The organism is Dactylosporangium sp. McL0621 (genome assembly GCF_049995355.1).
Classification (GTDB): domain Bacteria; phylum Actinomycetota; class Actinomycetes; order Mycobacteriales; family Micromonosporaceae; genus Dactylosporangium.
This window is the reverse complement of record NZ_CP188259.1, coordinates 8,951,126-8,976,290: the sequence shown is the minus strand read 5'-3', so window position 1 is coordinate 8,976,290 and position 25,165 is coordinate 8,951,126. Positions and strand designations below refer to the sequence as shown.

Annotated in this window: 25 protein-coding genes; 17 read left to right on the top strand and 8 right to left on the bottom strand. The window is 72.8% G+C overall.

Annotated features, from left to right (window positions below; genetic code table 11):
* Positions 1-86: 86 nt before the first annotated feature.
* Together ACPPVO_RS42610 and ACPPVO_RS42605 are read left to right on the top strand one after the other, a co-directional pair.
* Entirely contained in the window at positions 87-296 is a 210-nt protein-coding gene (locus ACPPVO_RS42610) for a hypothetical protein (protein WP_360382375.1), read from the top strand.
* The gene (locus ACPPVO_RS42605; RefSeq protein ID WP_426504249.1) at positions 293-874 is read left to right on the top strand and encodes a hypothetical protein; all 582 of its coding nucleotides are present in this window, start codon (positions 293-295) and stop codon (positions 872-874) included. Before ACPPVO_RS42610 ends, ACPPVO_RS42605 begins: the two co-directional genes overlap by 4 nt.
* A 196-nt stretch (positions 875-1,070) precedes the next feature.
* Here the strand turns inward: ACPPVO_RS42605 and ACPPVO_RS42600 are convergent, their stop codons facing one another.
* The gene (locus ACPPVO_RS42600; protein WP_426504248.1) at positions 1,071-2,153 is read right to left on the bottom strand and encodes a DUF3866 family protein; all 1,083 of its coding nucleotides are present in this window, start codon (positions 2,151-2,153) and stop codon (positions 1,071-1,073) included.
* A gap of 107 nt (positions 2,154-2,260) precedes the next feature.
* Here ACPPVO_RS42600 and ACPPVO_RS42595 point away from each other — a divergent pair, with 107 nt between their 5' ends.
* From ACPPVO_RS42595 to ACPPVO_RS42570, 6 genes are all read left to right on the top strand, one after another.
* Positions 2,261-3,259 (top strand): helix-turn-helix transcriptional regulator, encoded by a 999-nt coding sequence (locus ACPPVO_RS42595; protein WP_426504247.1) that lies wholly within the window; start codon positions 2,261-2,263, stop codon positions 3,257-3,259.
* Positions 3,256-4,203, top strand: a complete 948-nt coding sequence (locus ACPPVO_RS42590; RefSeq protein WP_426504246.1) for a helix-turn-helix transcriptional regulator — start codon at positions 3,256-3,258, stop codon at positions 4,201-4,203. Before ACPPVO_RS42595 ends, ACPPVO_RS42590 begins: the two co-directional genes overlap by 4 nt.
* Positions 4,204-4,213: 10 nt before the next feature.
* On the top strand, positions 4,214-4,492 hold the full coding sequence (locus tag ACPPVO_RS42585; protein ID WP_426504245.1) for a hypothetical protein: 279 nt from the start codon (positions 4,214-4,216) through the stop codon (positions 4,490-4,492).
* A 192-nt stretch (positions 4,493-4,684) separates the two neighbouring features.
* Complete coding sequence (tatA, locus tag ACPPVO_RS42580; RefSeq protein ID WP_360382386.1) at positions 4,685-4,951, top strand: Sec-independent protein translocase subunit TatA; 267 nt, start codon at positions 4,685-4,687, stop codon at positions 4,949-4,951.
* An 80-nt stretch (positions 4,952-5,031) separates the two neighbouring features.
* Positions 5,032-5,970, top strand: coding sequence for a twin-arginine translocase subunit TatC (tatC, locus tag ACPPVO_RS42575; RefSeq protein ID WP_426504244.1), 939 nt, complete (start codon positions 5,032-5,034; stop codon positions 5,968-5,970).
* 111 nt (positions 5,971-6,081) lie between these two features.
* A complete protein-coding gene (locus ACPPVO_RS42570; RefSeq protein WP_426504243.1) occupies positions 6,082-6,975 on the top strand; it encodes a diacylglycerol kinase in 894 nt (297 codons plus the stop codon).
* Position 6,976: 1 nt separating this feature from the next.
* Here the strand turns inward: ACPPVO_RS42570 and ACPPVO_RS42565 are convergent, their stop codons facing one another.
* The gene (locus ACPPVO_RS42565) at positions 6,977-7,351 is read right to left on the bottom strand and encodes an Hsp20 family protein (protein ID WP_426504242.1); all 375 of its coding nucleotides are present in this window, start codon (positions 7,349-7,351) and stop codon (positions 6,977-6,979) included.
* A 120-nt stretch (positions 7,352-7,471) separates the two neighbouring features.
* Entirely contained in the window at positions 7,472-8,179 is a 708-nt protein-coding gene (locus ACPPVO_RS42560; protein WP_426504241.1) for an HAD family hydrolase, read from the bottom strand.
* A 167-nt stretch (positions 8,180-8,346) separates the two neighbouring features.
* Here ACPPVO_RS42560 and ACPPVO_RS42555 point away from each other — a divergent pair, with 167 nt between their 5' ends.
* From ACPPVO_RS42555 to ACPPVO_RS42545, 3 genes are all read left to right on the top strand, one after another.
* A complete protein-coding gene (locus tag ACPPVO_RS42555; RefSeq protein WP_426504240.1) occupies positions 8,347-11,088 on the top strand; it encodes a DEAD/DEAH box helicase in 2,742 nt (913 codons plus the stop codon).
* Between the two features lie 90 nt (positions 11,089-11,178).
* Positions 11,179-12,156 carry an MHYT domain-containing protein gene (locus ACPPVO_RS42550; protein ID WP_426504239.1) on the top strand — a complete coding sequence of 326 codons (978 nt, stop codon included), beginning with the start codon at positions 11,179-11,181 and terminating at the stop codon, positions 12,154-12,156.
* A gap of 285 nt (positions 12,157-12,441) precedes the next feature.
* Positions 12,442-14,919 (top strand): glycogen/starch/alpha-glucan phosphorylase, encoded by a 2,478-nt coding sequence (locus ACPPVO_RS42545; protein WP_426504238.1) that lies wholly within the window; start codon positions 12,442-12,444, stop codon positions 14,917-14,919.
* On the opposite strand, the gene ACPPVO_RS42540 is transcribed toward ACPPVO_RS42545, so the two are convergent.
* Complete coding sequence (locus ACPPVO_RS42540; RefSeq protein WP_426504237.1) at positions 14,911-15,825, bottom strand: 5'-3' exonuclease; 915 nt, start codon at positions 15,823-15,825, stop codon at positions 14,911-14,913. The two genes, ACPPVO_RS42545 and ACPPVO_RS42540, sit on opposite strands and share 9 nt — an antisense overlap.
* Positions 15,826-15,835: 10 nt before the next feature.
* A complete protein-coding gene (locus tag ACPPVO_RS42535) occupies positions 15,836-16,783 on the bottom strand; it encodes an anti-sigma factor RsbA family regulatory protein (protein WP_426504236.1) in 948 nt (315 codons plus the stop codon).
* Between the two features lie 146 nt (positions 16,784-16,929).
* On the opposite strand from ACPPVO_RS42535, the gene ACPPVO_RS42530 reads away from it, so the two are divergent.
* The 3 genes from ACPPVO_RS42530 to ACPPVO_RS42520 all read left to right on the top strand — a co-directional run bounded on the left by ACPPVO_RS42530 (position 16,930) and on the right by ACPPVO_RS42520 (position 19,738).
* Positions 16,930-18,042, top strand: coding sequence for a M24 family metallopeptidase (locus ACPPVO_RS42530; RefSeq protein ID WP_426514793.1), 1,113 nt, complete (start codon positions 16,930-16,932; stop codon positions 18,040-18,042).
* An 82-nt stretch (positions 18,043-18,124) separates the two neighbouring features.
* Complete coding sequence (locus ACPPVO_RS42525) at positions 18,125-19,261, top strand: acyl-CoA dehydrogenase family protein (protein ID WP_426504235.1); 1,137 nt, start codon at positions 18,125-18,127, stop codon at positions 19,259-19,261.
* Between the two features lie 30 nt (positions 19,262-19,291).
* Positions 19,292-19,738, top strand: coding sequence for an Lrp/AsnC family transcriptional regulator (locus tag ACPPVO_RS42520; RefSeq protein ID WP_360382400.1), 447 nt, complete (start codon positions 19,292-19,294; stop codon positions 19,736-19,738).
* Here ACPPVO_RS42520 and ACPPVO_RS42515 read toward each other — a convergent pair.
* Entirely contained in the window at positions 19,719-20,408 is a 690-nt protein-coding gene (locus ACPPVO_RS42515; protein ID WP_426504234.1) for an HAD family hydrolase, read from the bottom strand. The two genes, ACPPVO_RS42520 and ACPPVO_RS42515, sit on opposite strands and share 20 nt — an antisense overlap.
* A gap of 36 nt (positions 20,409-20,444) precedes the next feature.
* Between ACPPVO_RS42515 and ACPPVO_RS42510 the strand changes: the two genes are divergently transcribed.
* Positions 20,445-21,017: a histidine phosphatase family protein gene (locus ACPPVO_RS42510; RefSeq protein ID WP_426504233.1), complete on the top strand. Its 573-nt coding sequence runs from the start codon at positions 20,445-20,447 to the stop codon at positions 21,015-21,017.
* Positions 21,018-21,026: 9 nt separating this feature from the next.
* On the opposite strand, the gene ACPPVO_RS42505 is transcribed toward ACPPVO_RS42510, so the two are convergent.
* Positions 21,027-21,596, bottom strand: a complete 570-nt coding sequence (locus ACPPVO_RS42505; RefSeq protein ID WP_426504232.1) for a TetR/AcrR family transcriptional regulator — start codon at positions 21,594-21,596, stop codon at positions 21,027-21,029.
* Between the two features lie 97 nt (positions 21,597-21,693).
* Between ACPPVO_RS42505 and ACPPVO_RS42500 the strand changes: the two genes are divergently transcribed.
* Together ACPPVO_RS42500 and ACPPVO_RS42495 are read left to right on the top strand one after the other, a co-directional pair.
* A complete protein-coding gene (locus ACPPVO_RS42500) occupies positions 21,694-22,611 on the top strand; it encodes an SDR family NAD(P)-dependent oxidoreductase (RefSeq protein ID WP_426504231.1) in 918 nt (305 codons plus the stop codon).
* Positions 22,608-23,567 (top strand): SDR family NAD(P)-dependent oxidoreductase, encoded by a 960-nt coding sequence (locus tag ACPPVO_RS42495; protein WP_426504230.1) that lies wholly within the window; start codon positions 22,608-22,610, stop codon positions 23,565-23,567. The genes ACPPVO_RS42500 and ACPPVO_RS42495 overlap by 4 nt, the downstream gene beginning before the upstream one ends.
* 28 nt (positions 23,568-23,595) lie before the next feature.
* On the opposite strand, the gene ACPPVO_RS42490 is transcribed toward ACPPVO_RS42495, so the two are convergent.
* Positions 23,596-25,152, bottom strand: a complete 1,557-nt coding sequence (locus ACPPVO_RS42490; RefSeq protein WP_426504229.1) for an LLM class flavin-dependent oxidoreductase — start codon at positions 25,150-25,152, stop codon at positions 23,596-23,598.
* Positions 25,153-25,165: the final 13 nt, after the last annotated feature.

Below are 25,165 nucleotides of genomic sequence, written 5' to 3'. Positions count from 1 at the left end.
CGGTTTTCGCGGCCGAAAGGCGTGACAAACCGGCGCCGACCGTCGTGTAACGCGTTGCGCTTCGGGGGCGTTATTCTGGCCGGGTTATGGACAACCTGCCGGACCCGCCCCCGAAGCTCAACGCCGACTTCAATCCGGACCGTCCCGCCACGAACCGGTTCGGCCGGCGCCTGCAGCGCATCCGCGAAGAGGTCGAGCGGAACCGCACGATCGGCCCGAAGTACCCGACCTGGCTGCTCGCCCTCGTGCTGATCGCGGTCATCGTGTTCTTCACCCTGATCGTGATGTACGCGTGATCCGCCGCCTGGCCGCGGTCGTCCTGCTCGCGGCCTGCCTGTCCGGCTGCACCGACGACGGCCCGAAGCGCACCCCGCTGCCGGCCGGCCCGACCGGCGGCGCGGAGGTCTCCCACCAGCCGCTGGCCTCGCCGACGCTGCCCCCGGTCGTCAACTCGGACGGCTGCCAGGGCCTCATCGGCGCCACCCAGGTCCAGCAGTCCACCGGCCTGCCGGTCCAGCCGAGCCAGGGCGACGGCGCCGCGGCCGTCGCGCAGTACGGCCAGGCCGTGCAGACCCTCGGCCTCAACGCGCGCGCCCGCATGTGCCCGTTCGGCAGCCCGGCGGGCGACCAGGTGACCGTGGTGGCCCTGACGTTCACGGACCCGGCGCAGGCGCAGAAGCTGTGGACGACCATCGCGTCGCTGGAGGCCGTGGGCGGGGTGGGGGAGGCGGCGTTGAGCGACAAGTCCAAGACGCTGCTGACGCGCCGGGGGAAGGCGATCGTGGCGGTGTACCTGGTGGTGGCGGCGGCTCCGGAGGCCGACCATCTGTCGCAGCTCCGCTCGGTGGCGAACACGGCGCTGTCGAAGGCCTGAGAAACCGAGCCCGCGTCGTCTGTCCCAACTCGGCGCCGTCGCGGGCCTGACCTACCTGCCCGCGGAAGTTGATCTCGATATGTCGGGCGCCGGCGCGCCGCGACATATCCGATTTATCGCCTGTCAGGGTATAAATCCGAAAAGTCGCGGCGCGGAGCGCCCGACTTTTCGTGCTGAACGGCGACAGCGAGCGGAATCAAGCCGCGATAGTCGCCGCGTGACGGCCCGCTGCCGCGGCCGACAGGAAGTACGCGGTGTCGGCCGCCAGGTCGCGGCCCATCGTCGAGAGCTTCACCGGCAGGTCGCCCAGCGCCGCGCCCAGGTCGGCCGACGGCACCTCCACCAGCGTGTGCGGCGGGCACAGGGCGGCCAGCGCCGCGCGTACCACCTCCGCCAGGGCCGGAGCCAGGTCCGACGGCATCACCAGGTCGGCCGGGGCCAGCGCCACGCGGCCGAAGGCGGTCAGGCTGTGGTGCGAGACGCCGTGGTGGCGCGGGCGCGGGTCGGCGTCGGAGATGCGCGGGGCCGCCACCGGGCGGCCGCCCAGCGCCGCCACCGCGTTGACCGCCTCGCCGGCCGCGACACCGGAGAAGCCCCAGCTCGTACCGGTGCCGAGGTTGCCCGGGCCCTGGGTGACGACGGCCAGGTCGGCGTGCAGGCCGTGCCGGGCCGCGAGCAGGCCGCTGTGCACGTTCGTCGACTCGAGGTCGCCGCCGAAGGACTGGCCCGTGGTTACCGTACCGGCGAGCAGCGGGCGCAGGCCGTCCAGCGTGCGCGAGAACCAGGCGGGCAGGGCGCCGCCGTCGGTCATGACGTACGCGACGCGCAGGTCCGGCCGCTGGGCCCGGGCGCCGGCCAGCACCGCGGGCAGCGCCGAGTGCAGGTCGGCCACGACCACCGGCATGCCGCCGAGGTCCACCGCGCCGGCCAGGTCCGCGCGCAGGGGGGAGGCCTCCTCGTCGGCGGCGAGCACGATCGTCTGCAGCGGGGTGTACCGCGCCTTGACCACGTGGCCGGGGACGTCCACGTCGTCGGGCAGCCGGTCCGGTACCGCCACGACGAGCGCGTACCCGCCCGTGCCGAGGCCGAGCGCGAGCGCGTTCAGGTTCAGCAGTACCCGGTCGCCCGGCTGCGGGGTGCCCACGAGGGCGGGGTAGGCCAGTGCGCGTACCGAACCGGGATCTTCCGCTCGTCGCTTCTCGACGGTGACGTCGAGCTCCAGGCTGCCGCGCCACTCGCGGCGGGACTGCACGACGGTTCCCCAGCGCCAGCGGATCACGGCGCACACAGTAACGCAGCGACAGAGCGCGCCGCCGCGGTGACGGTGCGAAACGCCAACCGCAGGGGTGGCGCAGGACGGGCGTTCGGGCTGGTACGTTCGCTTCCGTGTCGCGTCCTCGAACCGAGCGCCTGGTGAATCTGGTGATCTGCCTGCTCGCTACGCGGCGTTTCCTGACCGCCGAGCAGATCGCCGCGATCGTCCCCGGCTACGAGCACGATCCCAACGACGAGCGCGACCACGAGGCGTTCCAGCGCAAGTTCGAGCGCGACAAGTCGGAGCTGCGCGAGCTCGGCGTGCCGCTGGAGATGGGCACCGCGAGCATCTTCGACAACGAGCAGGGCTACCGCATCGCCCGCCGGGAGTACGCGCTGCCCGACATCAACCTCGCCCCCGACGAGGCGGCCGCGGTCGGCATCGCCGTGCGGCTGTGGCAGCAGACCGGGCTGGCCGCGGCGGCGTCCTCGGGCCTGGCCAAGCTGCGCGCCGGCGGCATCGACGTGGACCCGCACGCCACCCTCGGCGTCGAGGCGGTCGTCACCGTCGACCCGGCCTTCGAGCCCCTCACCGCGGCGGTCCGCGACCGCCAGGCGGTCACGTTCTCCTACGAGGTCCCGGAGCGCGACGCCGCCGGGGTGCGCCGGCTGCAGCCGTGGGGCGTGGTGTGCTGGCGTGGCCGGTGGTACGTCGTCGGCCACGACCTCGACCGCGCCGCCGAGCGCTGCTTCCGCCTGTCGCGGATCGTCAGCGGGGTGCGGCGGCTCGGCCGGCGGGGCGCCTACGAGCCGCCCCGGACCGACCTCATCGCCAAGGTCGCGGGCTTCAGCGGCCCCGTCGAGCGCGTCGGGCGCGCCACGGTCCTCGTGAAGACCGGAAGGGCCGCGGGGGTACGACGCTGGGCCGAGGACTGCGTCCCCGGGCCCGACGGCGACCGGCTCACCCTGAGCTACTCCGACGCGGATCTGTTCGCCGGGTGGCTGGTGGGCTACGGCGCCGATCTGCTCGTCCTCGACCCGCCCGAGGTGCGCGACCAGGTCGTGCGCCGGCTGCGGGCCATCGCCGCCGCCTACGACCCGGCCGCCGCCCAGGTCGGGGTGCCGGCGTGACGAACTCCGCGGACCGCCTCGCCCGGCTGCTCAACCTGGTGCCGTACCTGCAGGCCCGACCCGGCATCACGATCGCCGAGGCGGCCGCGGACCAGGGCATCACCGACCGTCAGCTGCGCGAGGACCTCGAGCTGCTGTGGATGTGCGGGCTTCCGGGGTACGGCCCCGGCGACCTCATCGACATGGCGTTCTCCGGCGACAGCGTGACGCTGACCTACGACGCCGGCATCGGCCGCCCGCTGCGCCTCACGCCCGACGAGGCGCTCGCGCTCATCGTGGCGCTGCGGATGCTCGCCGAGACCCCCGGGGTCACCGCCGGTGACGGCGTCCACCGGGCCCTGACGAAGATCGAGCACGCGGCCGGGGACCTCGCCGACGCGCCCGTCGCGGTGCGGCTGCCCGGCGCCTCCGACCGGCTCGAGGAGCTGCGCGGGGCCGTGGACCGGCGGCGGGCGCTGCGGATCACGTACTACTCGGCCACCCGCGACGAGACCACCGAGCGCGTCGTCGACCCGATGCGCGTGCTCGTGGTGGGCCGGTGGGCGTACCTCGAGGCCTGGTGCCGCCGCGCGGAGGCCGTCCGGCTGTTCCGGGTCGACCGCATCGACGCCTCGACCGAACTCGACGAGGCCGCGCAGGTACCGCGGCAGGCCCGGCCGACCGACACGCGCACCGGCACGCTGTTCACCCCGACGCCCGACCTGCCGCTGGTGACCCTGCGCGTCGGGCGGGCGGCGCGGTGGATCACCGAGCAGTACCCGTGCGAGACGGTCGAGCGCGGCCCCGGCGAGTTCTGGACGGTCTCCCTGCGCGCCTCCGACCTCGACTGGGCCCGCCGGCTCGTGCTGCGCCTCGGCGCCGAGGTCACCGTCGTCGCCCCGGCCGCGCTCGCCGCGGCCGTCGTCGCCGAGGCGAACGCGGCGCTCGCGGCCTACGTGCATTAAGGTCGGTCACGTGCTGTGGTGGATCTCGGGCGGCATCGTCCTGCTCGCGCTCGTCGTCCTTGTTCTCGTCGCGGTGAGCGTGATGGGCCGGTTGCGCGCGTTCGACAACGCGGCCCGGGCCATGCAGACGCGCCTGGAGGACGGGCAGCGCCGGGTCGAGCCGCGCCTGGCCGCGCTGCAGCAGACCGTCGAGCAGATGGTGCCGCAGCTGGAGGCACTTGCCGCGGAGCAGGCAGCCAGAAACTCTGTCGCGCAGCAGGCCGCCCAGCGCGCGGTCGAGAACAGTTAACAATCCTGGCGGATAAACCCGGCATAGCGCACCTTTGACCGGACGGATGGTTGACGTCCGGGCGGAGCAGCGTCAACACTCGTCAGGACTTCAGCGGCCGGAGCAGTATCCGCAAACCCCGGCCACTGCCCTCACCCTCCGGTGGTCAGTAGGATGGGGTGCGGCAGCTCGAATACAGTGAGGTGGCTTCACATGGGTGCAGTAAGGCCGTGGCACATCATCGTCCTGGTGGTGGTGCTGATCCTGCTGTTCGGCGCGAAGCGCCTGCCTGACGCGGCGCGTTCGCTCGGCCGTTCGATGCGGATCATCAAGGCGGAGACCAAGGGCCTCGCCGACGACGACGTCGACGCCAAGGCCGAGGCGCAGTCGGGCCGGCAGCCGCTCCAGGGCGAGATCGCCGACAACCAGCCGTCGCCGACTCCTCGCGTCGATCCTGTTGACCACGCTCGCGAGCGCTGAGGCGCGCTCCGGTCGTGAGCATCCTCGCACGGCGGCGGGATAAGCAGCCGTCGAAATTCGAGCGTGCCGCAGATGGCTCCATGACCCTTTTGGAGCATCTGCGGGAGCTCCGGACGCGGCTCTTCCGAGCGTCGATCGCCATCGTGATCGGCCTCATCATCGGATACCTGCTGCACAATTACATCCTGCACATCCTGCAGGATCCGTACTGCCTGCTGTCCGAGAAGCAGGTCCGGCAGGCCAACCACGGGAACCTGCCGGCCGGCTGGCAGTGCCAGTTCGTGGCCCTGAAGGTGACCGACCCGCTGCTGCTGACGCTGAAAATTTCGCTGTACACCGGCCTGATTCTCGCGTCGCCCTTCTGGATGTACCAGCTGTGGGCCTTCGTCGCCCCCGGCCTGCATCGCAGCGAGCGGAAATGGGCCTACGTGTTCGCCGGCCTCGCCGCCCCGCTGTTCGCGGCCGGCGCGGTGCTCGCGTTCGTCGTGGTCTCGAAGGGCCTCGAGTTCCTGATCAACTTCATGCCACCGTCGACGTCGCTGCTGCTGGAGGCGATGTCGTACGTCGACTTCGTCACCGGCATGATGCTGGTCTTCGGCGTCGCCTTCGAGTTCCCGCTCGGGATCATGCTGGCCAACATCGCCGGCATCGCCACGGGCAAGCGGCTCCTGGGCTGGTGGCGCATCGCGGTCTTCATCTTCTTCGTCTTCGCCGCGATCGCGACCCCGACCGCCGACCCGTTCGGCATGACGTTCCTGGCGCTGTGCATGTCGGTCCTCTACTTCGGCGCGGTCATCTTCGCCCTGGTCAACGACAAGCGCCGGGGTCGCAACCGGCCGTCGTACGCGGGCATCGGCGACGACGAGGTCTCCTCGCTGGACGACTACGAGGTCGAACCGGTGGAGGCGGCGAGCCCGATCGACGGGTACGACCCGGTCGACGCCCCGACCCCGGTGGCGGCCCCGACGTCGGTCGAGCGGCCGAAGCCGCTGGACGCCCGGTTCGACGACATCACGTAGGCGCTCCGCGTCTGTGCGGCGCCTCGGTCCAACTCGGACCGGGGCGCCGTTTTCGCGGCGAATCGGGGCCGACGGTGCGGGAAACGGGGTTGAACCTTTACAGTCTCGCCCGTGAACATCGCGCTGCTCGCGAACCCCACCGCCGGCAAGGGGCGGCGCGCCGCGTTGCTGCCCGCGGTCCGTGAACGGCTCGGCGCCGGCGGGGCCGAGGTCACGCTGGTGCCCGGGAGCAGCGCCGCCGCGGTCAAGGAGCAGGCGCGCCGCGCGGTCGCCGAAAAACGGTGCGACGCGCTGGTGGCGATGGGCGGGGACGGGACCGTGCACCTGGGGCTGCAGGCCGTGGCCGGGACCGGGGTGCCGTTCGGGATCGTGCCCGCCGGGACCGGCAACGACTTCGCCGTGCGGCTCGGGGTGCCGCCGTCGCCCGTCGCGGCGGCCGGGAGCGTCGCCGACGCGCTGCGTGACGGGCGGGTGCGGGCGATCGACCTCGCGCGCCTCGAAGGGGGCGACGGGACGAGCGTGTGGTTCGGGGCGGTGCTCGCGGCCGGGTTCGACGCCTTCGTCAACGAGCGCGCCAACCGGATGCGGTGGCCGAAGGGGCCGCAGCGGTACAACCGGGCGATCGTCGAGGAGCTGCTGGCGCTGCGGCCGCGGCGGTACACCATGAAACTGGACGGGGCGGAGTCCGTCTTCGAGTCCGTTCTCGTCGCGATCGGCAACACCGAGAGTTACGGTGGCGGGTTCCGGATCGCGCCCGGGGCCGACCCCACCGACGGGCTGCTCGACGTCGTCGTCGCCGAGCCGCTCGGCCGGCTCACGCTGATGCGGCTGCGGCCCAAGGTGCTCAAGGGCACCCACGTGCGCGACCGGCGGGTCAGCACCCACCGCGCGCGGGTCGTCGAGCTCGACGGGGCGGGGATCACCGCATACGCCGACGGGGAGCGGATCTGCCCACTCCCCGTGACCATCACTTGTGTACCCGGAGCGCTGCGACTGGCCCAGTAGGTCAGGCCGCGTTGCGGATGCGGACCTTCACGCCGTTGCCCGACGGCTCGGTCGACACGTCGGACTGCTCGACGCCGTCGGGCACCGAGAAGCTGCGCGAGAACGACGACGAGCTCGACGAGGACGACGAGAAGTGCGCGCCGCCGGCGTCGTGGCTCTCCGAGGTGCTGCCGCCGCCGGAGCCCTTGATGGTCAGCCGGCCGCCGGAGACCTGGACGTCGACGTCGGACGGGTCGATGCCCTCGACGGTGATGACGAGATCGTCGCCGTCGGTCGCGGTGCGCACCGACGCGGCGTGGGCGTGCTGCGCGGCGCTGCCCATGTCCTGCTCCAGGCGGGCGAGCGCGTTCGTGGGGTCCCAGCGGTTCAACGGCATGACGTACCTCCGCAAATTGAAAGAAGTTGCCTGCACTGTCGTCGGCGGAATCGGCCGCGACAAGCACACAGCCGGTGTTGCGACACTGATTTCCCGGCGCGGCCGGAATTCAATCCCACCTCACAACAACCGCAGGATTCCTCCCAGTCCGTGTACCTTGCCCGGTTCACTCTCCGGGAGGACGAGCACCGGGCAGCCGGCCGCCGCCGCGCCCGCGTCCGCCGGGGTGTCGCCGACCATCAGCGCCCGCTCCGGGTCGACGCGCAGGGCCGCGCACGCGTTCCAGAAGATGGCCGGGTCCGGCTTGATCCGCCCGACCTCGTAGGAGAGCACGAACGCGTCCACGAGGTCGGCGAAGCCGAGATCGTGGGCGAGCGCGCGCAGGTCGAAGCCGATGTTGCTGACCACGGCGACGGGTACCCCGGCCGCGCGCAGGGCCCGCAGCGTCGGCACGGTGTCGGCGTAGAGCTGCCAGCCGTCGGCGAGCAGCAGCCGGTCGTACAGCGGCGTGGCCAGGCCCTCGTCGACGGTCGCGGCCAGGCCCGTGTAGCAGGCGCGGTGCGCGTCGGCCGACAGGTCGCGGTCGGCCCAGACTTCGGCCAGGTGCGCGGGCACCCGCTGCGGCTTCGGCCCGCCGGCGCGGCCGGCCGTGGTGAGCCGGTCGGCCAGCACCGTCGCCCGGCCGCGCTCAAGGGTGTCGCCGAGGCTCTGCGCGGCGCGGGTCACCCACCGCACCGCGTCCTCGACCTGCGCAAGCGTCCCGTGGAAGTCCAGCAGCACCGCCTCGATCGGCCGTCGGGAAGTGAGTGACTCGTCGCTTTCCGGCACGCCAGCACGATACCTATGAGCGGATCCGGGCGTGCTTCGCCTAGCCTTGGGGGCGTGAGCGGTACGGAGCGAAGCGGAGTGGCCGCGAACCAGAGGTGCAGGGCGGGGCTTGCGCCGGCGCCGGAGCTTGCGGAGGCGGTGGCGTGAGCGGTACTGAGGAGTCTGGAATGAGCCCTGCAGACCGCTACGAGGCGGCTCGGCAGCGGGCCGAGAGCGCCTCGCAGCAGCCCGCGCTCACCGAGTTCATCGAGGAGCTGGACTTCGCCCTCGACCCGTTCCAGGCCGAGGCCTGCGCGGCCCTGGAGCGCGGCACGGGCGTGCTGGTGTGCGCCCCCACCGGCGCCGGCAAGACGGTCGTCGGGGAGTTCGCCGTGCACCTGGCCCTGCGGCAGGGGCGCAAGTGCTTCTACACGACGCCGATCAAGGCCCTGTCCAACCAGAAGTACAACGACCTCGTCGCGCGCTACGGCGCCGAGCGGGTCGGCCTGCTCACCGGCGACAATGCGATAAACGGCGACGCGCCCGTGGTGGTCATGACCACCGAGGTGCTGCGCAACATGCTCTACGCCGGGTCGGCGACGCTGCAGGGCCTGTCGTACGTGGTCATGGACGAGGTGCACTACCTCGCCGACCGGTTCCGCGGCGCCGTGTGGGAAGAGGTGATCATCCACCTGCCGGAGTCGGTGATGCTCGTGTCGCTGTCCGCGACCGTCTCCAACGCCGAGGAGTTCGCCGACTGGCTCGTGACCGTGCGCGGCGAGACGTCCGTGGTCGTCAGCGAGCACCGGCCGGTGCCGCTGTGGCAGCACATGCTCCTGGGCAAGCGCATGTTCGACCTGTTCCACGACGCGGAGGCGGCGCAGAAGCACGATGTACATCCGGAGCTGCTGCGGTACCACCGCGAGATGCTCCGCCGCGTCGAACTGGCCGGGGGCGACCTGCGCCGCGGCAAACGCGGCCGCTGGACCGGCCCCTACCGCCAGGAGATCGTCGAGCGGCTCGACCGCGAGGGTCTGCTGCCGGCGATCCTGTTCATCTTCAGCCGGGCCGGCTGCGACGCCGCCGTGCAGCAGTGCCTGGGCGCCGGGCTGCGCCTGACCGGGCCGGACGAGCGCGCCGAGATCCGCACCATCGTCGAGGAGCGCACCAAGCACATCCCGAGCGAGGACCTGCAGGTCCTGGGGTACTGGGACTGGCTCGACGGCCTCGAGCGCGGCCTCGCCGCCCACCACGCCGGCATGCTGCCCGCGTTCAAGGAGGTCGTCGAGGAGCTGTTCGTCCGCGGGCTGGTCAAGGCCGTGTTCGCCACCGAGACCCTGGCGCTGGGCATCAACATGCCGGCCCGGTGCGTCGTGCTGGAACGGCTGGTCAAGTTCAACGGCGAGGCGCACGTCGACCTGACGCCGGGGGAGTACACGCAGCTGACCGGCCGGGCCGGGCGCCGCGGCATCGACGTGGAGGGCCACGCCGTCGTCGTGTGGGCGCCCGAGGTCGATCCCCGCCACGTCGCCGGCCTCGCCTCCACCCGGACGTACCCGCTCAAGTCGAGCTTCCGCCCGTCGTACAACATGGCCGTCAACCTCGTCGGCAGCGTCGGCTCGGCCGCCGCGCGCGAGCTGCTGGAGAGCTCGTTCGCGCAGTTCCAGGCCGACCGCTCGGTCGTCGGCCTGGCCCGCCAGGTGCAGCGCAACGTCGAGACCATGGCGACCTACGCCGGGGAGATGGCCTGCCACCTCGGCGACTTCGAGCAGTACTTCTCCATCCGCGTCGCCATCGCCGAGCGCGAGAAGACGATCGCCCGCCAGGGCGCCCAGCAGCGCCGGGCGGCCGCGCTGGAGTCGCTGGAGCGGCTGCGGGCCGGCGACGTGATCCGGGTGCCGGCCGGGCGCCGCTCGGGCCTGGCGATCGTGATCGACCCGGGCACCGGCGGCTTCGGCGAGCCGCGCCCGCTGGTGCTCACCGAGGACCGCTGGGCCGGGCGCATCTCCGGCGCCGACTTCACCAGCCCGGTCGAGCCGATCGGGCGGGTGCGGGTGCCGCGGCAGTTCAACTTCCGCTCGGCCCAGGACCGCCGCGACCTCGCCTCCCAGCTGCGCCGCGTCGAGTTCGAGCCGGAGGAGCGCGGGCGCCCCGGGCGCTCCCGCAACACCGCCGCGGCCGACGACCACGAGCTGGAGTCGCTGCGCGCGTCGCTGCGCCGCCACCCCTGCCACCGCTGCCCCGAGCGCGAGGAGCACGCGCGCTGGGCCGAGCGCCGCCACCGCCTCGAGCGCGACACCGAGGCCCTGCGCGGCAAGGTCGCCAGCCGCACCGGCTCCCTCGCGCGCACCTTTGACCGGGTCTGCGGGCTGCTGACCGACCGCGGCTACCTCAGCGAGGCCGGCGAGGTCACCGACGCCGGGCGGATGCTGGCGCGGATCTGGTCGGAGACCGACCTGCTCGTCGCCGAGTGCCTGCGCCGCGGAGTGTGGGACAAGCTCGGCCCGGCCGAGCTGGCCGCGGCGGCCAGCGTGCTGGTCTACGAGGCCCGGCGGGAAGCGGAGGACCGGGCTTCGGTACCGCGGGGCGAGGTCACCGACGCCATCGACGCGACCCTGAAGCTCTGGGCCGACCTGCGCGACGAGGAGGACTCGCGGGGCCTGCAGCTGACCCGGGAGCTGGACCTCGGGTTCGTGTGGCCGGTGTACCGCTGGGCCCGCGGCGAGTCGCTCACCAAGGTGCTCGGCAGCGTGCACGGGCTGGAGGGTGACATGCCGGCCGGGGACTTCGTACGCTGGTCGCGCCAGGTTCTCGACCTGCTGGGGCAGCTCGCCGAGGCCTCCGGCGCCCCGGAAACGGTACGGCGCACGGCGCGGCAGGCGATGACGGCGATCACGCGGGGCGTGCTTGCATACAGCCTAATGGGATAATTTTGGCGTTTTCTCACCTGATGTGAATTCGCAAAAATCGTTTGGATCCGCAATGATGATCCGGCCGGCTCGCCGTGCAATTCTGCGCGCGTGCCCTGGACGGAGGACCTCGTGGGTCAGCTGCACCATTTCACGTACGGCGCCATCACGCCGATCTTCGCCTTCGCCATGTCATTCCTGGGCTCCCTGCTGGGCCTGGTGAGCACCGCGCGGGCCCGTATCGCCACCGACACCCGCCGCCGGGCGTGGCTGCTGGTGCTGGCCGCCTGGTCGATCGGCGGCACCGGCATCTGGGTCATGCACTTCATGGCGATGGTCGGCTTCAGCGTGCAGGACAGCCCGCTGCGCTTCGACGTGCCGATCACGGTTGCGAGCTTCATCATCGCGGTCGTCACCGTGGGCCTCGGCCTGTTCATCGTCGGGATGGGCCGGCCGAAGCTGTGGAAGGTCCTCATCGGCGGCCCGATCACGGGCGTGTCGGTCGCGTTCATGCACTACACGGGCATGAAGGCGATGAACATCAACGGCAGCTTCGAGTACAAGCCGAGCCTGTACATCGCCTCGTACGCGATCGCCATCGTCGCCGCGACCGTGGCCCTGTGGTTCACGATCGTCGTGCGCGGCATGATCGCCACGACCGCCGCGGCGGTCGTGATGGGCGTGGCCGTCTGCGGCATGCACTACACGGGCATGTACGCCATGCAGGTCCACCTCGCCCACAGCACCGACACCGTGCCGGGCGTCGACGTGAACTGGTTCCTGGCCCCGATCGTGCTCTTCGTCCTCGTCGTGGTGATCGCCCTGGCCAGCGCCGTGATGGTGGTACCGTCGGAGCGCGAACAGGCCGAGGCGGCCGCGGTGCGCGACAAGATCGCCGCGGGGCAGGCGATCCGCGCGGAGTCGGGTGCGGTCTTCGGGGGCGCCCCGATGCCGGGCAACGCGGCGGGCGGCACGTTCGGCGGTTCGCCGGCGGCGGCGCCGCCGGCTCCGGGCGGGGGCAAGGGGCAGGCCTTTGCGGCTCGGGCGGCCAACGGGATCGCGGACGCCCGTCGGCAGCGGGGGCGTTGATTCGCTGAGGATTGTGCGATAAGTCGGGCGCTGCGCGCCGCGACTTATCGGACTTTTCGCCTGGCGGGGGATATGTCGGTTTGAATGGTTCCCGGCGTATTCTCAGCTCGACGCGGGGCTGACAAAACAACGCGCGCGGAAGCCTCCGGCCCCCTTTCTCGCTGGTGCCCCCGGTCATGCTCTTGGCCGCGTTTTCGGCAGCGGCGGTCGTCGCCAACGACGGCGAGCGGGTCCGGTGAACGTGAAGCCCGGCGGACGCGGGGGTCCGAAGCGGATACTAGAGCGGTGACCGATCCCCGGCCCCGCCCCAGCATGCGCACCGTCGGCAACACGCTCGAGGACTTCGAGCGCGACCTCCTGAGCAACCTGTACTTCCAGCGCGGCACCACGCTCGAGTCCGCCAGCGGCTCCGACGGGTACCACACGCTCGCGCTCACAGTCCGGGACCGGCTGATCGAACGGTATGCGCGCACCGCCGCCGCGCACTACGCCGCCAACCCGCGGTTCGTGTACTACCTGTCCGCCGAGTACCTCCTCGGGCGGCAGCTGCGGCAGAACCTGCTCTACACCGGCACCGAGCGGTTCGCGCGCGCGGTCGCGGGCGAGCTCGGGACCAGTGTCGAGGACCTCGAGCACTACGACGTGGAGCCGGGGCTGGGCAACGGCGGGCTCGGGCGGCTCGCGGCGTGCCTGCTCGACTCGATGGCGACGCTCGACATCCCGGCGGTCGGCTACGGCATCCGGTACGAGTTCGGGATTTTCAAGCAGGCGTTCCGGGACGGCGCGCAGGTCGAGCGGCCCGACGACTGGACGTTCTACGGCAACCCGTGGGAGTTTCCGGCGCCCGACGACCGGCAGCTCATCGGGTTCTACGGTGGCACGGCGCCCGCGCTCGACGACCCGACGGGGCTGCGGCGGCAGTGGACGCCGGGGGAGACCGTGCGGGGCGAGCCCAGCCACATGCTCGTGCCGGGGTACGGCACGCAGACCGTCAACATCATCCGGCTCTGGCAGGCCCGGGCCAGCCGCGAGTCCTTCGACCTGTCGCGGTTCAGCGCGGGGCAGTACAAGGAGGCGGTCGAGGACATCACGAGCGCGGAGAACATCTCCAAGGTCCTCTACCCCGACGACAGCACCGAGCAGGGCCGCGAGCTGCGCCTGAAGCAGCAGTACTTCCTCGTGGCGTGCTCCCTGCGCGACATCATCCGGCGGTACCGGCTGCGCAACTCCGGCTGGGACGCGTTCCCGGCCAAGGTCGTGATCCAGCTCAACGACACCCACCCGGTCATGGCCATCACCGAGCTCATGCGGCTGCTCGTCGACGAGCAGAAGCTGGACTGGGACAAGGCGTGGTCGATCACCCGGCGCACGTTCAACTACACGTGCCACACGCTGCTGCCCGAGGCCCTGGAGACTTGGCCGGTGGCGCTGCTGGAGCGGCTGCTGCCCCGGCACCTGGAGATCATCTACGCGATCAACTACTTCTTCCTGCAGGAGGTCGAGGCGACGTACCCGGGCGATCCCGAGCGCGTCCAGCGCCTCTCGATCATCCAGGAGGCGCCCGACAAGCGGGTGCGGATGGCGCACCTGGCCGTGGTCGGCTCGACCGCGGTCAACGGGGTCGCGGAGCTGCACACGAAGCTGCTCGCCGAGACGACGCTGCGCGACTTCGCCGAGCTGTGGCCGCAGAAGTTCCACAACGTCACCAACGGGGTCACGCCGCGCCGGTTCGTGCGGATGGCCAACCCGCGGCTGTCGGAGCTGGTCACCGGGCGGCTCGGCGACGAGGGGTGGATCACCGACCTCGACCGGCTCGAGGACCTGGCGCCCGCCGCCGACGACCCGGCGTTCCTCGAGCGCTGGCGCGCGGTCAAGCGGGCCAACAAGACCGATCTCGCGGTGCTGGTGGAGAAGTCGACGGGCGTGGTGCTCGACCCGGGCGCGCTGTGCGACGTGATGATCAAGCGCTTCCACGAGTACAAACGGCAGCATTTGAAGCTTTTGCACGTCATCACGCTGTTCAACCGGCTGCGGGACGACCCGGACCTCGAGGTGGTGCCGCGCACGGTGCTGTTCGGGGGGAAGGCGGCGCCGGGGTACCACTCCATGAAGCTGCTGATCAGGCTCGTCAACGCGGTCGCCGAGGCGGTCAACACCGACCCGGTGGTGTCGCGCCAGCTCAAGGTCGTGCTCCAGCCCGACTACAACGTCACCCGCGCGCAGGTGATCATCCCGGCGGCCGACCTGTCGGAGCAGATCTCGCTCGCCGGCAAGGAGGCGTCGGGCACGGGCAACATGAAGCTCGCGCTCAACGGGGCGGTCACGATCGGCACGCTGGACGGCGCGAACATCGAGATCCGGGACCGGGTCGGGGCGGACAACTTCTTCCTGTTCGGCCTCGACGCGCCGCACGCGGCGGAGATGCGCCGGGACTACAACCCGCGGGCGTACTACGAGAGCGACCCCGAGCTGCGCGCGGCGATCGACACGATCGCGCACGGCGTGTTCGCCAAGGGCGACCGGTCCCTGTTCACGCCGGTCGTCGACGCGATGCTCGGCCGCGACGAGTACCTGTCCCTGGCCGACTACCGGCCCTACCTCGAGGCCCAGGAGCGGGTCGAGCGGGCGTGGCGGGACCAGGACGGCTGGGCCCGCATGTCGGTGCTCAACGCGGCCCGGTGCGGCTTCTTCTCCTCCGACCGGACCGTGCGCGACTACTGCGACCGGATCTGGCGCGTCGAGCCGGTCCGCGTCTCAGCCTGAGGCCTGCAGGGCGTCCACGATCCGCTTGGACGCCCCCGCCAGGCCCCACCGCTCGGCCAGGGCGATGAGCCCCTCCGGGTCGGCCGGGGCGGTGGGCAGCTTCGTCTCCAGCGGGGGCAGCGGCACCGCGCGGGAGACCGCCACGACGTCGCGGGCGCTGGCGAGGTACTCCCGGCCGGCCTCGATCTTGGCCCGCAGCCCGGGCGCGAAGCCCGACTCCGGGTCGTCGAGCGCGGTGAGGATGCCGTCGAGGCTGCCGTAGCGGTCCACGAGCCGCGCCGCGGTCTTCTCGCCGACACCGGTGACGCCGGGCAGGCCGTCGCTGGGGTCGCCGCGCAGGGCCGCGAGGTCCGCGTAGCCGGCCGCGGGCACGCCGTACTTGCCGTGCAGCGCCGTGTTGTCGAGGACCTCGAGCTTGGCGACGCCGCGGCCGCAGTACAGCACCCGCACCGGCTTGGCGTCGTCGATGACCTGGAACAGGTCGCGGTCGCCGGTGGCCACCTCGACCGGGCCGGGCTCGCGGTGGGCGAGCGTGCCGATGACGTCGTCGGCCTCGAAGTCGGCCGCGCCGACGGCCGTGATGCCCAGCGCGGCGAGGAACTCGAGGATCACCGGCACCTGCCGGGAGAGCGCGTCGGGCACCTCCTCGCCGCCGGCCGGGGTGAGCCGGTGCGCCTTGTACGAGGGCAGCAGCGCGACCCGCCAGGCCGGGCGCCAGCTCTCGTCGAGGCAGCACACCATCCGGTCGGGCTTGCGGCCCCTGATGAGGGTGGAGAGCATGTCGAGGAAGCCGCGCACCGCGTTGACCGGGGTGCCGTCGGGCGCCTTCGCGGCGGCCTCGGGCACGCCGAAGAACGCGCGGAAGTAGAGACTGGCCGAGTCGATCAGCAGCAGAGGGCGGTCCACCAGGCGGAGATTAGCGCAAGACGTGGATGCGCGTGGTGGTCCCGGTCGTGCTGGTGTGTCGCTGCACGAGGTCGGCCAGGAAGTGGACCATGACCAGGCCGCGGCCCCGGCCGTCCGGCGGGCGCAGGCGGCCGATCATCGGGTTGGCGACGTGGCCGAAGTCGCGGACCTCGCAGACCACGCGCTCGTCGTCGTGCCAGGTGCGCAGTGTCCCGGAGCCGCCGCCGTGCTGGATGCTGTTGGTGGCGAGCTCGTTGACGGCGCTCTGCAGGTCGACGATCCGGTCCGGCACCAGGTCGGCGTCCAGCCCGACCTCGGCCACCCGGCGGCGCACCTCCACGAGGCTCTCCAGCTCGAAGCGCAGCGTGGTCGCGCCGGCCGGCGGCTCGGAGAGGGGCACGTTGTACTCCTCGGCGACGCCGTGCGGGTCGTAGGTGCCCGACGGGTACCGGCCGTTGTCGTCGACCATGACCGGGTGCGTGCGGTAGGCGTCGTCGATGCGCCGCTGGTCGAGGCGGGCGAGGTCGTACGGGCACAGCAGCGTCGCCTCGCGGCCGGCCAGGGCCACGTTGATCATCGCCTCGTGCTGGACGCAGCCGGGGTACTCCTCGGCGGTGCGCTCGGGCCAGATGGGCTGCCCGATGATGCGCACCCGGCGGCCGAAGTGCTGGTCCATGAACTTGCACAGCACCCAGGGGATGATCCGGCCCGGGTTGCGCCCGGCCTCGGTCATGTCGAGGAACTCGACGCCCTCGGCGAACGCGCCCAGCCGCTCCCGCAGCAGGGTGACGTTGCAGGGCGTGGCCGCGACTATCGTGGGCTCATCGAGGGAGAACCCCTCGTAGATGAACTTCATGGTGCCGTCGAGGAAGCCGACCACGCCCTCGTACAGCAGCGCTTCGTGGACGAGCGGGTCTGCGACCCGGTCGCTGGGCGGCGGCGCGCTGGGGCGGCTCATGGAGATGCGGCAGCTCGTCTCGGTTCGGCTTTACTCAAGCGTCGTGCACAGACTACGCCACAACGGGCGGTGGAACACCTATCCATTGGGACGGCACCGCCCACTCGGGCCCCTACCGTCACACAGAAAACCAAACGAACGTTAAGCTGTTGCTCGTGGAGCTGTATTCCCCCGACCGGCTGGCCGCCGCCCGGCGCGCCACGGCCGAGGCCGGGCTCGACGCCCTGCTCATCGGCCCGAGCGCCGACCTGCGCTACCTGACCGGCTACGACGCGCACGCCCTGGAGCGCCTCACCCTGCTCGTGCTGCCCGCCGACGGCGAGGCGGTGCTCATCGTCCCCCGCCTCGAGCGCCCCGCGGCGGAGGCCTCGCCGGCGCAGTCCGTCGGCGCGCGGCTGGTCGACCACGAGGACGGCAGCGACCCGTACGACATCGTGCGGGGCCTGCTCGGCGACCGGGTCAAGGCCGTCGGGCTCGGCGACCGCATGTGGGCCGAGCAGGTGCTGGCCCTGCGCGACGCGCTGCCCGACGCCACCCAGGCCCTGGCCGGGGCCGTGCTGCGCGGGCTGCGCCTGCGCAAGACCCCGGCCGAGGTCGACGCGCTGCGCCGGGCCGGGCGGGCCATCGACGCCGTCCACGAGCGGATGGGGGAATGGCTGCGGCCCGGGCGCACCGAGGCCGAGGTCGCCGCCGACATCGCGGCCGGCATCCGCGCGGCCGGGCACGCCACGGTCGAGTTCACCATCGTGGCCGCCGGGCCCAACGGGGCCAGCCCGCACCACGGCGTCTCCGACCGGGTGATCCGGGCCGGGGAGCCGGTGGTCGTGGACATCGGCGGGGCGATGCCCGACGGGTACTGCTCCGACTCCACCCGCACCTACTGCATCGGCGAGCCGCCCGCGGACTTCGCCGCCTACTACGCCGTGCTGCACGAGGCCCAGCGGGCCGCGGTCGCGGCCGTGCGCCCCGGCGTCACCGCCGAGGCCGTCGACGCCGCCGCCCGCGACCTCATCGCGCAGGCCGGGTTCGGCGCCGCGTTCCTGCACCGCACCGGGCACGGCATCGGCCTGGACGGGCACGAGGACCCCTACATCGTGGCCGGCAACGCCACCCCGCTCGAGCCCGGCATGGCGTTCTCGATCGAGCCGGGCATCTACCTGGCCGGCCGCCACGGCGCCCGGATCGAGGACATCGTCGTGTGCACGGCCGGCGGCGTCGAGCGGCTCAACACCATCGACACGGAGCTGGTGATCCTATGAGCGGTACGCAGCGCAGCGGAGTGGCCGCTCATCGGGGGTCCAGGGATGAGTGTCGATGCCGGAGCGAAGCGGAGGTGTCGGCATGACCGTCGATCGCCCGTTTCTGACCGAGGAGGGCGAGGCGCTCATCGGCCTCGTCCGTGAGATCGCCGACGGCGAGCTGGCGCCGCGCGTCGACGAGTTCGAGGCCGAGCGCCGCTTCCCCCGCGAGCTGTTCCGGGTGCTGGGCCGGGCCGGGCTGCTCGGCCTGCCCTACCCGGAGGAGCACGGCGGGGGCGGCGTGCCCTACGAGGTGTACCTGCAGGTCCTCGAGGAGCTCGCGGCCCGCTGGCTGGCCGTGGCCGAGGGCGTCTCCGTGCACACCCTGGCCTGCTACCCGCTGGCGACGTTCGGGTCCGACGTGCAGCGCAAGCGGCTGCTGCCCGACCTGCTCGGCGGCGAGCTGCTCGGGGCCTACTGCCTCTCCGAGGCGCACAGTGGCTCCGACGCCGCCGCGCTGAAGACCCGCGCCGACGCCGGGCCGGACGGCTTCGTGGTGCGCGGCACCAAGGCCTGGATCACCCACGCCGGGCGGGCGGACTTCTACAACGTGTTCGTGCGCACCGGCGGCCCCGGCCCGGCCGGCATCTCCTGCCTGCTCGTCGACGCCGCCACCGCCGGGGTCGAGGCGCAGGCGCCGGAGAAGACCATGGGTCTGCGCTCCTCGATCGTCGCCCAGCTCGTCTTCGACGGCGCCGTCGTGCCCGGCGACCGGCTGATCGGCGAGGAGGGCCGCGGCTTCAAGATCGCCCTGAGCGCGCTGGACGGCGGCCGGCTCGGCATCGCCGCGTGCGCCGTCGGGCTCGCCCAGGCCGCCCTGGACTACGCGGCCGCCTACGCCCGCGAGCGGGAGCAGTTCGGCCGGCCGATCGCCGACTTCCAGGGCGTCGGGTTCATGCTCGCCGACATGGCCACGCAGATCGCCGCGGCCCGGGCGCTGTACCTTTCCGCCGCCCGCCTGCGCGACGCCGGACGCCCCCACACGGCCGAGGCGGCCAAGGCCAAGCTGTTCTGCACCGACACCGCGATGCGGGTCACGACCGACGCGGTGCAGGTGCTCGGCGGCGCCGGGTACGTGTCGGACCACCCGGTCGAGCGGTACATGCGCGAGGCCAAGGTCCTGCAGATCTTCGAGGGCACCAACCAGATCCAGCGGGTGGTGATCGCGCGGTCCCTGTAATGATTTGCACCGCGGGTTAGGGTTTCGCTCGTGGAAGAGACCGATCGCGCGATCGTGGCCGCCCTGGCCGTCGACGGCCGCCTGTCCTACACCGACCTGGCCGAGCGGGTCGGGCTGTCGGTGTCGGCCGTGCACCAGCGGGTCCGGCGGCTGGAGCAGCGCGGCGTCATCAAGGGCTACGCCGCGCGGATCGACCACGACGCGCTGGGCCTGTCGATGACCGCCTTCGTCGCGATCCGCCCGCTCGACCCGTCGCAGCCGGACGACGCCCCCGACCGGCTGTCCAAGCTGCCGCAGATCGAGAGCTGCTACTCGGTGGCCGGCGAGGACTTCTACATGCTGCTCGTGCGCGTGGAGACCCCGCTCGCCCTGGAGCGGCTGCTGCAGGAGATCCGCACGGCCGCCAACGTCACCACCCGCACGACCGTCGTGCTGTCGACGCCCTACGAGAACCGGCCTAGCGCGCGGCCCGCCTGATGCCGTCCAGCACCTGATCCAGGTCGGCCAGGTCGTCCAGGGTCACGTGGGCGCCCGCGGTCTCGAGCTCGCGGCGGGTGTACCGCCCGGTCGCCACCGCGACCACGCCCGCGCCGCTGCTCAGCGCGGCGAGCACGTCCTCGGGCGTGTCCCCGACCAGCACGACCTTCTCGAAGTGCCGGCCATGGCGGCCGCGGGCGTTGCGCCGCGCGATCCCCACCAGCTCGGCGCGCACCTCGTGGCTCCATCCGTACGCGCCCGCGTCGAGGTCCAGGTGCTCGGCGAACCCGAACGGGGCCACCTTCACCTCGGCGATGTGCCGCACGTTGCCGGTCAGCAGCGACTGCACCGTGCGCGTGCGCACCTCGGCCACCGCCGCGGCCGCCCCGGGCAGCGCCCGCGCCCGCACGGGCAGCAGGTGTGCGAGCTCGTCCATCGCCGCCTCGGCCCCCGCGCGCAGGTCCTCGAGGTTGCCCTCGGTCACCGGCACCGCGTTGAACCGCAGCATGTCCTTCGCGATCGCCCGGTCGGTCCGCCCGGCCATCGGCGGCTGGTGCGCGGGCGCGACCCCGAACCGGCGCGTGAAGGCCAGGTCGTACGCCTCCCGCCCGAGGCCGTCCACGTTGACCAGCGTGTGGTCCACATCCCAGAGCACCAGAACCCCGTCCACCCGGTGGAGCGTAGCCGGAACCGGCACAATGTGGAGATGGGCGAGATCGTGGTCGTACGGCACGGGCAGACCGAGTGGAGCGCCGCGGGCCGGCACACCTCCACGACCGACCTGGACCTCACCTCCGCGGGCGAGGACGGCGCCAAGTCCCTGAGCCGGGTGCTGGCCAACCGCGCCTTCGTGGCGGTGATGAGCAGCCCGCGCCGTCGCGCGCGGCGCACCGCCGAGCTGGCCGGCCTGATCGTCACGGAGGTCGACAACGACATCGCCGAGTGGGACTACGGCACCTACGAGGGCCGCACAACGTCCGAGATCCACGCCGACGCGCCGGGCTGGGACCTGTGGCGCGAGGGCTGCCCCGGGGGTGAGACCCCGGAGCAGGTGACGGTCCGCATCGACCGCTTCATCACGAAGCTGCGCCCGATGCTGGTCCTCGGCGACGTGGCGGTGACGAGCCACGGCCACGCGTCGCGGGCCCTGGCGGCGCGGTGGCTGGAGCAGCCGATCGCGTTCGGCGCGCACCTGACGCTGGGCACCGGGACGATCTCGGTCCTCGGCCACGAGCACGACGCCCCTTCGCTGCGCCTGTGGAACGCCCCGCCGGTCTGACCGGCCGGGTCACCGCGTGAAGCGGAGGCCGTCCATCAGCAGGTCCAGCACCCGGCCGCCCTGGGCCCGGCGGTCCGGCTCGGACACCCACAAAGAGACGGCGCTCAGGGCCACCAGCACGTCGTAGGGGTCGACGTCCTGGCGCAGGCCCGTGTCCGCGCCCGCGGCCAGCAGCGCGCCCAGGGCGGCCTCCATCCGGGCGCGGCTCTCGGCGAACGGGTGCCCGCCCGCCGCGATGACCGTGCGCAGCGCCTCGGCCAGGCCGCGCTTGGCCGCGGAGTAGTCGATGAAGCCGTCCATCCAGGCGCGCAGGGCGGCGTCCGGGGGCAGCTCGGCGAGCAGGCGCGGGGCGGACTCGCACAGGCGGGCGAGCTCCGCGCGGTACACCTCCTCGATCAGCGCCTCCCGGGTCGGGAAATGGCGGTAGAGGGTGCCGATGCCGACTCCGGCGTCGCGGGCCACGCGCTCCAGGGTCACCTCGTCGCTCGGCTCGCGGGAGAACGCCTCCAGGGCCGCCTCCAGCAGCCGGTCGCGGTTGCGGCGGGCGTCGGCGCGCAGCGGTCGGGCCGCGTGGGTCACGTCACACTCCAGGAGGGGGTCAAGCGGAGGCGCCTCCGGTTACGGTTGGAGCATCTGGAGGCTCCTCCGTTTGATGGTACCGCTGAAGGAGACGATCATGCCTATCACCACACCCTTCGGGGCCGGGTCGACCGCGGCCGAGGTGCTCGCGGGCGTCGACCTGGCCGGCCGCCGCGCCGTGGTCACCGGCGGCGCGTCCGGGATCGGGGTCGAGACCGCCCGCGCCCTCGCCGGGGCCGGGGCCGAGGTGACCCTCGCGGTGCGCGACACCGCGGCGGGCGAGCGGGTGGCCGCGGAGATCGCGGGGGCGGTCCACGTGGCGCCCCTCGACCTGGCCGACCAGGCGTCGGTGCGGGCGTTCGCCGGGGCCTGGGAGGGGCCGTTGCACATCCTGGTGCACAACGCCGGGGTCATGGCCCGCCCGCTCGGCCGCTCGCCCGAGGGCTGGGAGCTGCAGTTCGCCACCAACCACCTCGGCCACTTCGCGCTCGCCACCGGCCTGCTGCCGGCGCTGCGGGCCGCGCACGGCGCCCGGGTCGTCTCCGTGGCCTCCAGCGCGCACATCTTCTCGCCCGTGGTGTTCGACGACATCCACTTCGAGCACCGCGCGTACGAGCCCTGGTCGGCCTACGGGCAGTCGAAGACGGCCAACATCCTCTTCGCGGTCGAGGCGACCCGGCGCTGGTCCGGCGACGGGATCTTCGTCAACGCGCTGCACCCCGGCTCGATCCGGACCAACCTGCAGCGGTACGTCGACCCCGCCGAGCTGCAGCGCCTGCGCGAGCAGACCGGCGCCCCCGCGGCGCAGTTCAAGACCGTCGAGCAGGGCGCCGCCACGTCGGTGCTGCTCGCCGCCTCGCCGCTGCTGGACGCGGTCGGCGGGAAGTACTTCGAGGACTGCAACGAGGCCGGTCCGCACCGGCCCAACACCCGTACCGGGGTCGAGTCGTACGCCCTGGACCCCGCGGCCGCCGAGCGGCTGTGGGACGTCAGCGTCAAGGAGGTACAGCGATGAGCAGCTTCGGGTTCGAGTCCACCGCGGCCGAGGTCCTCGCGGGCGTCGACCTGGCCGGCCGCCGCGCGGTGGTCACCGGCGGCGCGTCCGGGATCGGGGTCGAGACCGCCCGCGCCCTCGCCGGGGCCGGGGCCGAGGTGACCCTCGCGGTGCGCGACACCGCGGCGGGCGAGCGGGTGGCCGCGCAGATCGCGGGGGCGGTCCACGTGGCGCCCCTCGACCTGGCCGACCAGGCGTCGGTGCGGGCGTTCGCCGACGCGTGGGACGGGCCCCTGCACATCCTCGTGAACAACGCCGGCGTGATGGCCTCGCCGCTCGGGCGCACCCCGGAGGGCTGGGAGCTGCAGTTCGCGACCAACCACCTCGGGCACTTCGCGCTCGCCGCCCGGCTGCTGCCGGCGCTGCGGGCCGCGGGCGGGGCGCGCGTGGTCGCGGTCAGCTCGACGGCGCACCTGCGCTCGCCCGTGGTGTTCGAGGACATCCACTTCGAGCGGCGCGAGTACGAGCCGTGGCTGGCCTACGGGCAGTCGAAGACGGCCAATGTGCTCTTCGCGGTCGAGGCGGACCGGCGCTGGTCCGGCGACGGCATCCGGGTCAACGCTCTCAACCCGGGCGGCATCCGCACCAACCTGCAGCGCCACGTCGACGTCGACGAGCTGGTGCGGACCGCGACCGCGGCCAACGGCGGGGTGCCGATCCGATGGAAGACCCCGGAGCAGGGCGCGGCGACCTCGGCGCTGCTGGCCGGCTCGCCGCTCGCCGACGGCGTCGGCGGGCGGTACTACGAGGACTGCCACGAGGCCGAGCCCAACCGCCCCGGCACGCGTACCGGGGTCGCCGCCTACGCCCTCGACCCGGACGCCGCGGCCCGGCTCTGGGACGTCTCCACCATCGCCACCCGCGCCGCCGCCTCCGCAAGCTCCGGCAGCGACGCGACGAAGCTGAGCCCATGGTGAGCGCCCCCTCCGCTCCGCTCCGGACCGCTCACATCACGTTGTAACGGCTCAGTGGCTCGACCAGCTCCCGCTCCTCGTACGACAGGTGCGACAGCAGCGTGTCGGTGAGCAGGTCGACCGCGGAGCGCACCGCGACGATGCTCTCGGGCCTGGAGACCATCGCCACCAGCGCCTGGTCGACCCGCTCGAGGACGTCGGCGATCACGTGGTGCTCCGCCTCGAGGCGGTCGACGACCGGCACCAGCCCGGGGTCGGCCGCCCGCAGGCGCGGGAACAGGCTCAGGTCCTCGATCGTGTGGTGGGTCGTGACCACGCGGCAGTAGCTCTCGCAGTACGTGCCGAGGGTCCAGTTGTTCTGCCGCATCGCCATCGTGTTGATCATCGAGCGGGCCCGGCCGAGGTCCATCGCGCCGGCCGCGACCTGCTCGACGAGATCCTGCAGCTGGGTCAGCTCCTCACGCAGATGATTGTGTACGTCGATGAGGTGCTGGCCCGACGCCCGCTGGCGGGCGCTGTAGCGCACGGCGGGGTCGCTCGCCGGGCCGGTCGGGCGTTCGGACTCGTCCCACGGCCGCTCGCTCGAGCGCCGGGTGCCGTCGTCGGGCGTCGGGGTCGCGAGGGTCTCGTTGCGGGTGCGGAGCTCGATCGGGGCCGGTGCGGGCTCCGGGGGTACCACCGCCGCGGTTGTCCCGGGGTGGGTGCGCTCGGCCGCGACGAGCTCGCGCACGGCCGGCACCACCTCCAGCGCGAATCGCTCCAGGTCGCTGTCGCCGCCGGCCTGGGCCATGAGGATGAACGCGCTCATGCCCTCGGTGACCGCCAGCTCGGCGAGCTGCTCGACCCACACCTTCGGCGGGCCCTGCAGGAACTCGCGGCCGTCGCCGCGGAAGGTGCCGGCGATGTTGTACAGCCGGCGCACGTCCCGGGGCCGCCGGCCCGCCGCGTCCGCGGCCTCGTCGATGCGCCGGTTGGACTCGGCGAGCTGCTCCGGCGGCACGTACGGCGAGCTGGGCAGCCACCCGTCGGCGAGCCGGCCGGTGAGCGCGAGCGCCCGCGGCTTGATCGCGCCGACCCAGATGCCGATGTCGTGCGCCGCGCCGGGGCCGGGGTGCGCGCCCTGGAGCCGGTAGTGCTCGCCGTCGACACGGGCCGAGCGCTCGTCGCTCCACAGCGCCCGGATGACCGCGATCGCCTCCTCGAGGGCCTTGAGCGCCTCGCCGCCGGTGCGCCGCGGCCCGCCCATGCCCTCGATCGCGTCCCAGAACGCGCCCGCGCCCAGGCCGAGCTCGACCCGGCCGCCGGTGAGCAGGTCGAGGCTCGCCGCGGCCCGGGCCAGCACCGCGGGCGGGCGCAGGGGCAGGTTGACGACGTTCGGGAACACCGTGATCCGCTCGGTGTGCGCGGCGATGACCGACAGCTGCGTCCAGGAGTCGAGGAAGCGGGCCTGGTACGGGTGGTCCTGCAGGCTCGTCATGTCGAGGCCGAGCTCCTCGGTGCGCACCGCGAGCCGCAGCGCCTCGGCGGCGTTGGCGGCCTCGGCGGGCAGGAAGGTCCCGAAGCGCAGGTCGTGGCCGTAGTCGGTCATGCAGATAATCTTT

Excerpts from the sequence above, each read along its gene's own strand:
- ACPPVO_RS42610 (WP_360382375.1), top strand. The coding sequence starts at position 87 with ATGGACAACCTGCCGGACCCGCCCCCGAAGCTCAACGCCGACTTCAAT.
- ACPPVO_RS42500 (WP_426504231.1), top strand. The coding sequence starts at position 21,694 with ATGCCTATCACCACACCCTTCGGGGCCGGGTCGACCGCGGCCGAGGTG.
- ACPPVO_RS42490 (WP_426504229.1), bottom strand. The coding sequence starts at position 25,152 with ATGACCGACTACGGCCACGACCTGCGCTTCGGGACCTTCCTGCCCGCC.
- tatA (WP_360382386.1), top strand. The coding sequence starts at position 4,685 with ATGGGTGCAGTAAGGCCGTGGCACATCATCGTCCTGGTGGTGGTGCTG.
- ACPPVO_RS42535 (WP_426504236.1), bottom strand. The coding sequence starts at position 16,783 with ATGAGCCGCCCCAGCGCGCCGCCGCCCAGCGACCGGGTCGCAGACCCG.
- ACPPVO_RS42525 (WP_426504235.1), top strand. The coding sequence starts at position 18,125 with ATGACCGTCGATCGCCCGTTTCTGACCGAGGAGGGCGAGGCGCTCATC.
- ACPPVO_RS42510 (WP_426504233.1), top strand. The coding sequence starts at position 20,445 with ATGGGCGAGATCGTGGTCGTACGGCACGGGCAGACCGAGTGGAGCGCC.
- ACPPVO_RS42555 (WP_426504240.1), top strand. The coding sequence starts at position 8,347 with ATGAGCCCTGCAGACCGCTACGAGGCGGCTCGGCAGCGGGCCGAGAGC.
- ACPPVO_RS42495 (WP_426504230.1), top strand. The coding sequence starts at position 22,608 with ATGAGCAGCTTCGGGTTCGAGTCCACCGCGGCCGAGGTCCTCGCGGGC.
- tatC (WP_426504244.1), top strand. The coding sequence starts at position 5,032 with ATGACCCTTTTGGAGCATCTGCGGGAGCTCCGGACGCGGCTCTTCCGA.
- ACPPVO_RS42565 (WP_426504242.1), bottom strand. The coding sequence starts at position 7,351 with ATGCCGTTGAACCGCTGGGACCCCACGAACGCGCTCGCCCGCCTGGAG.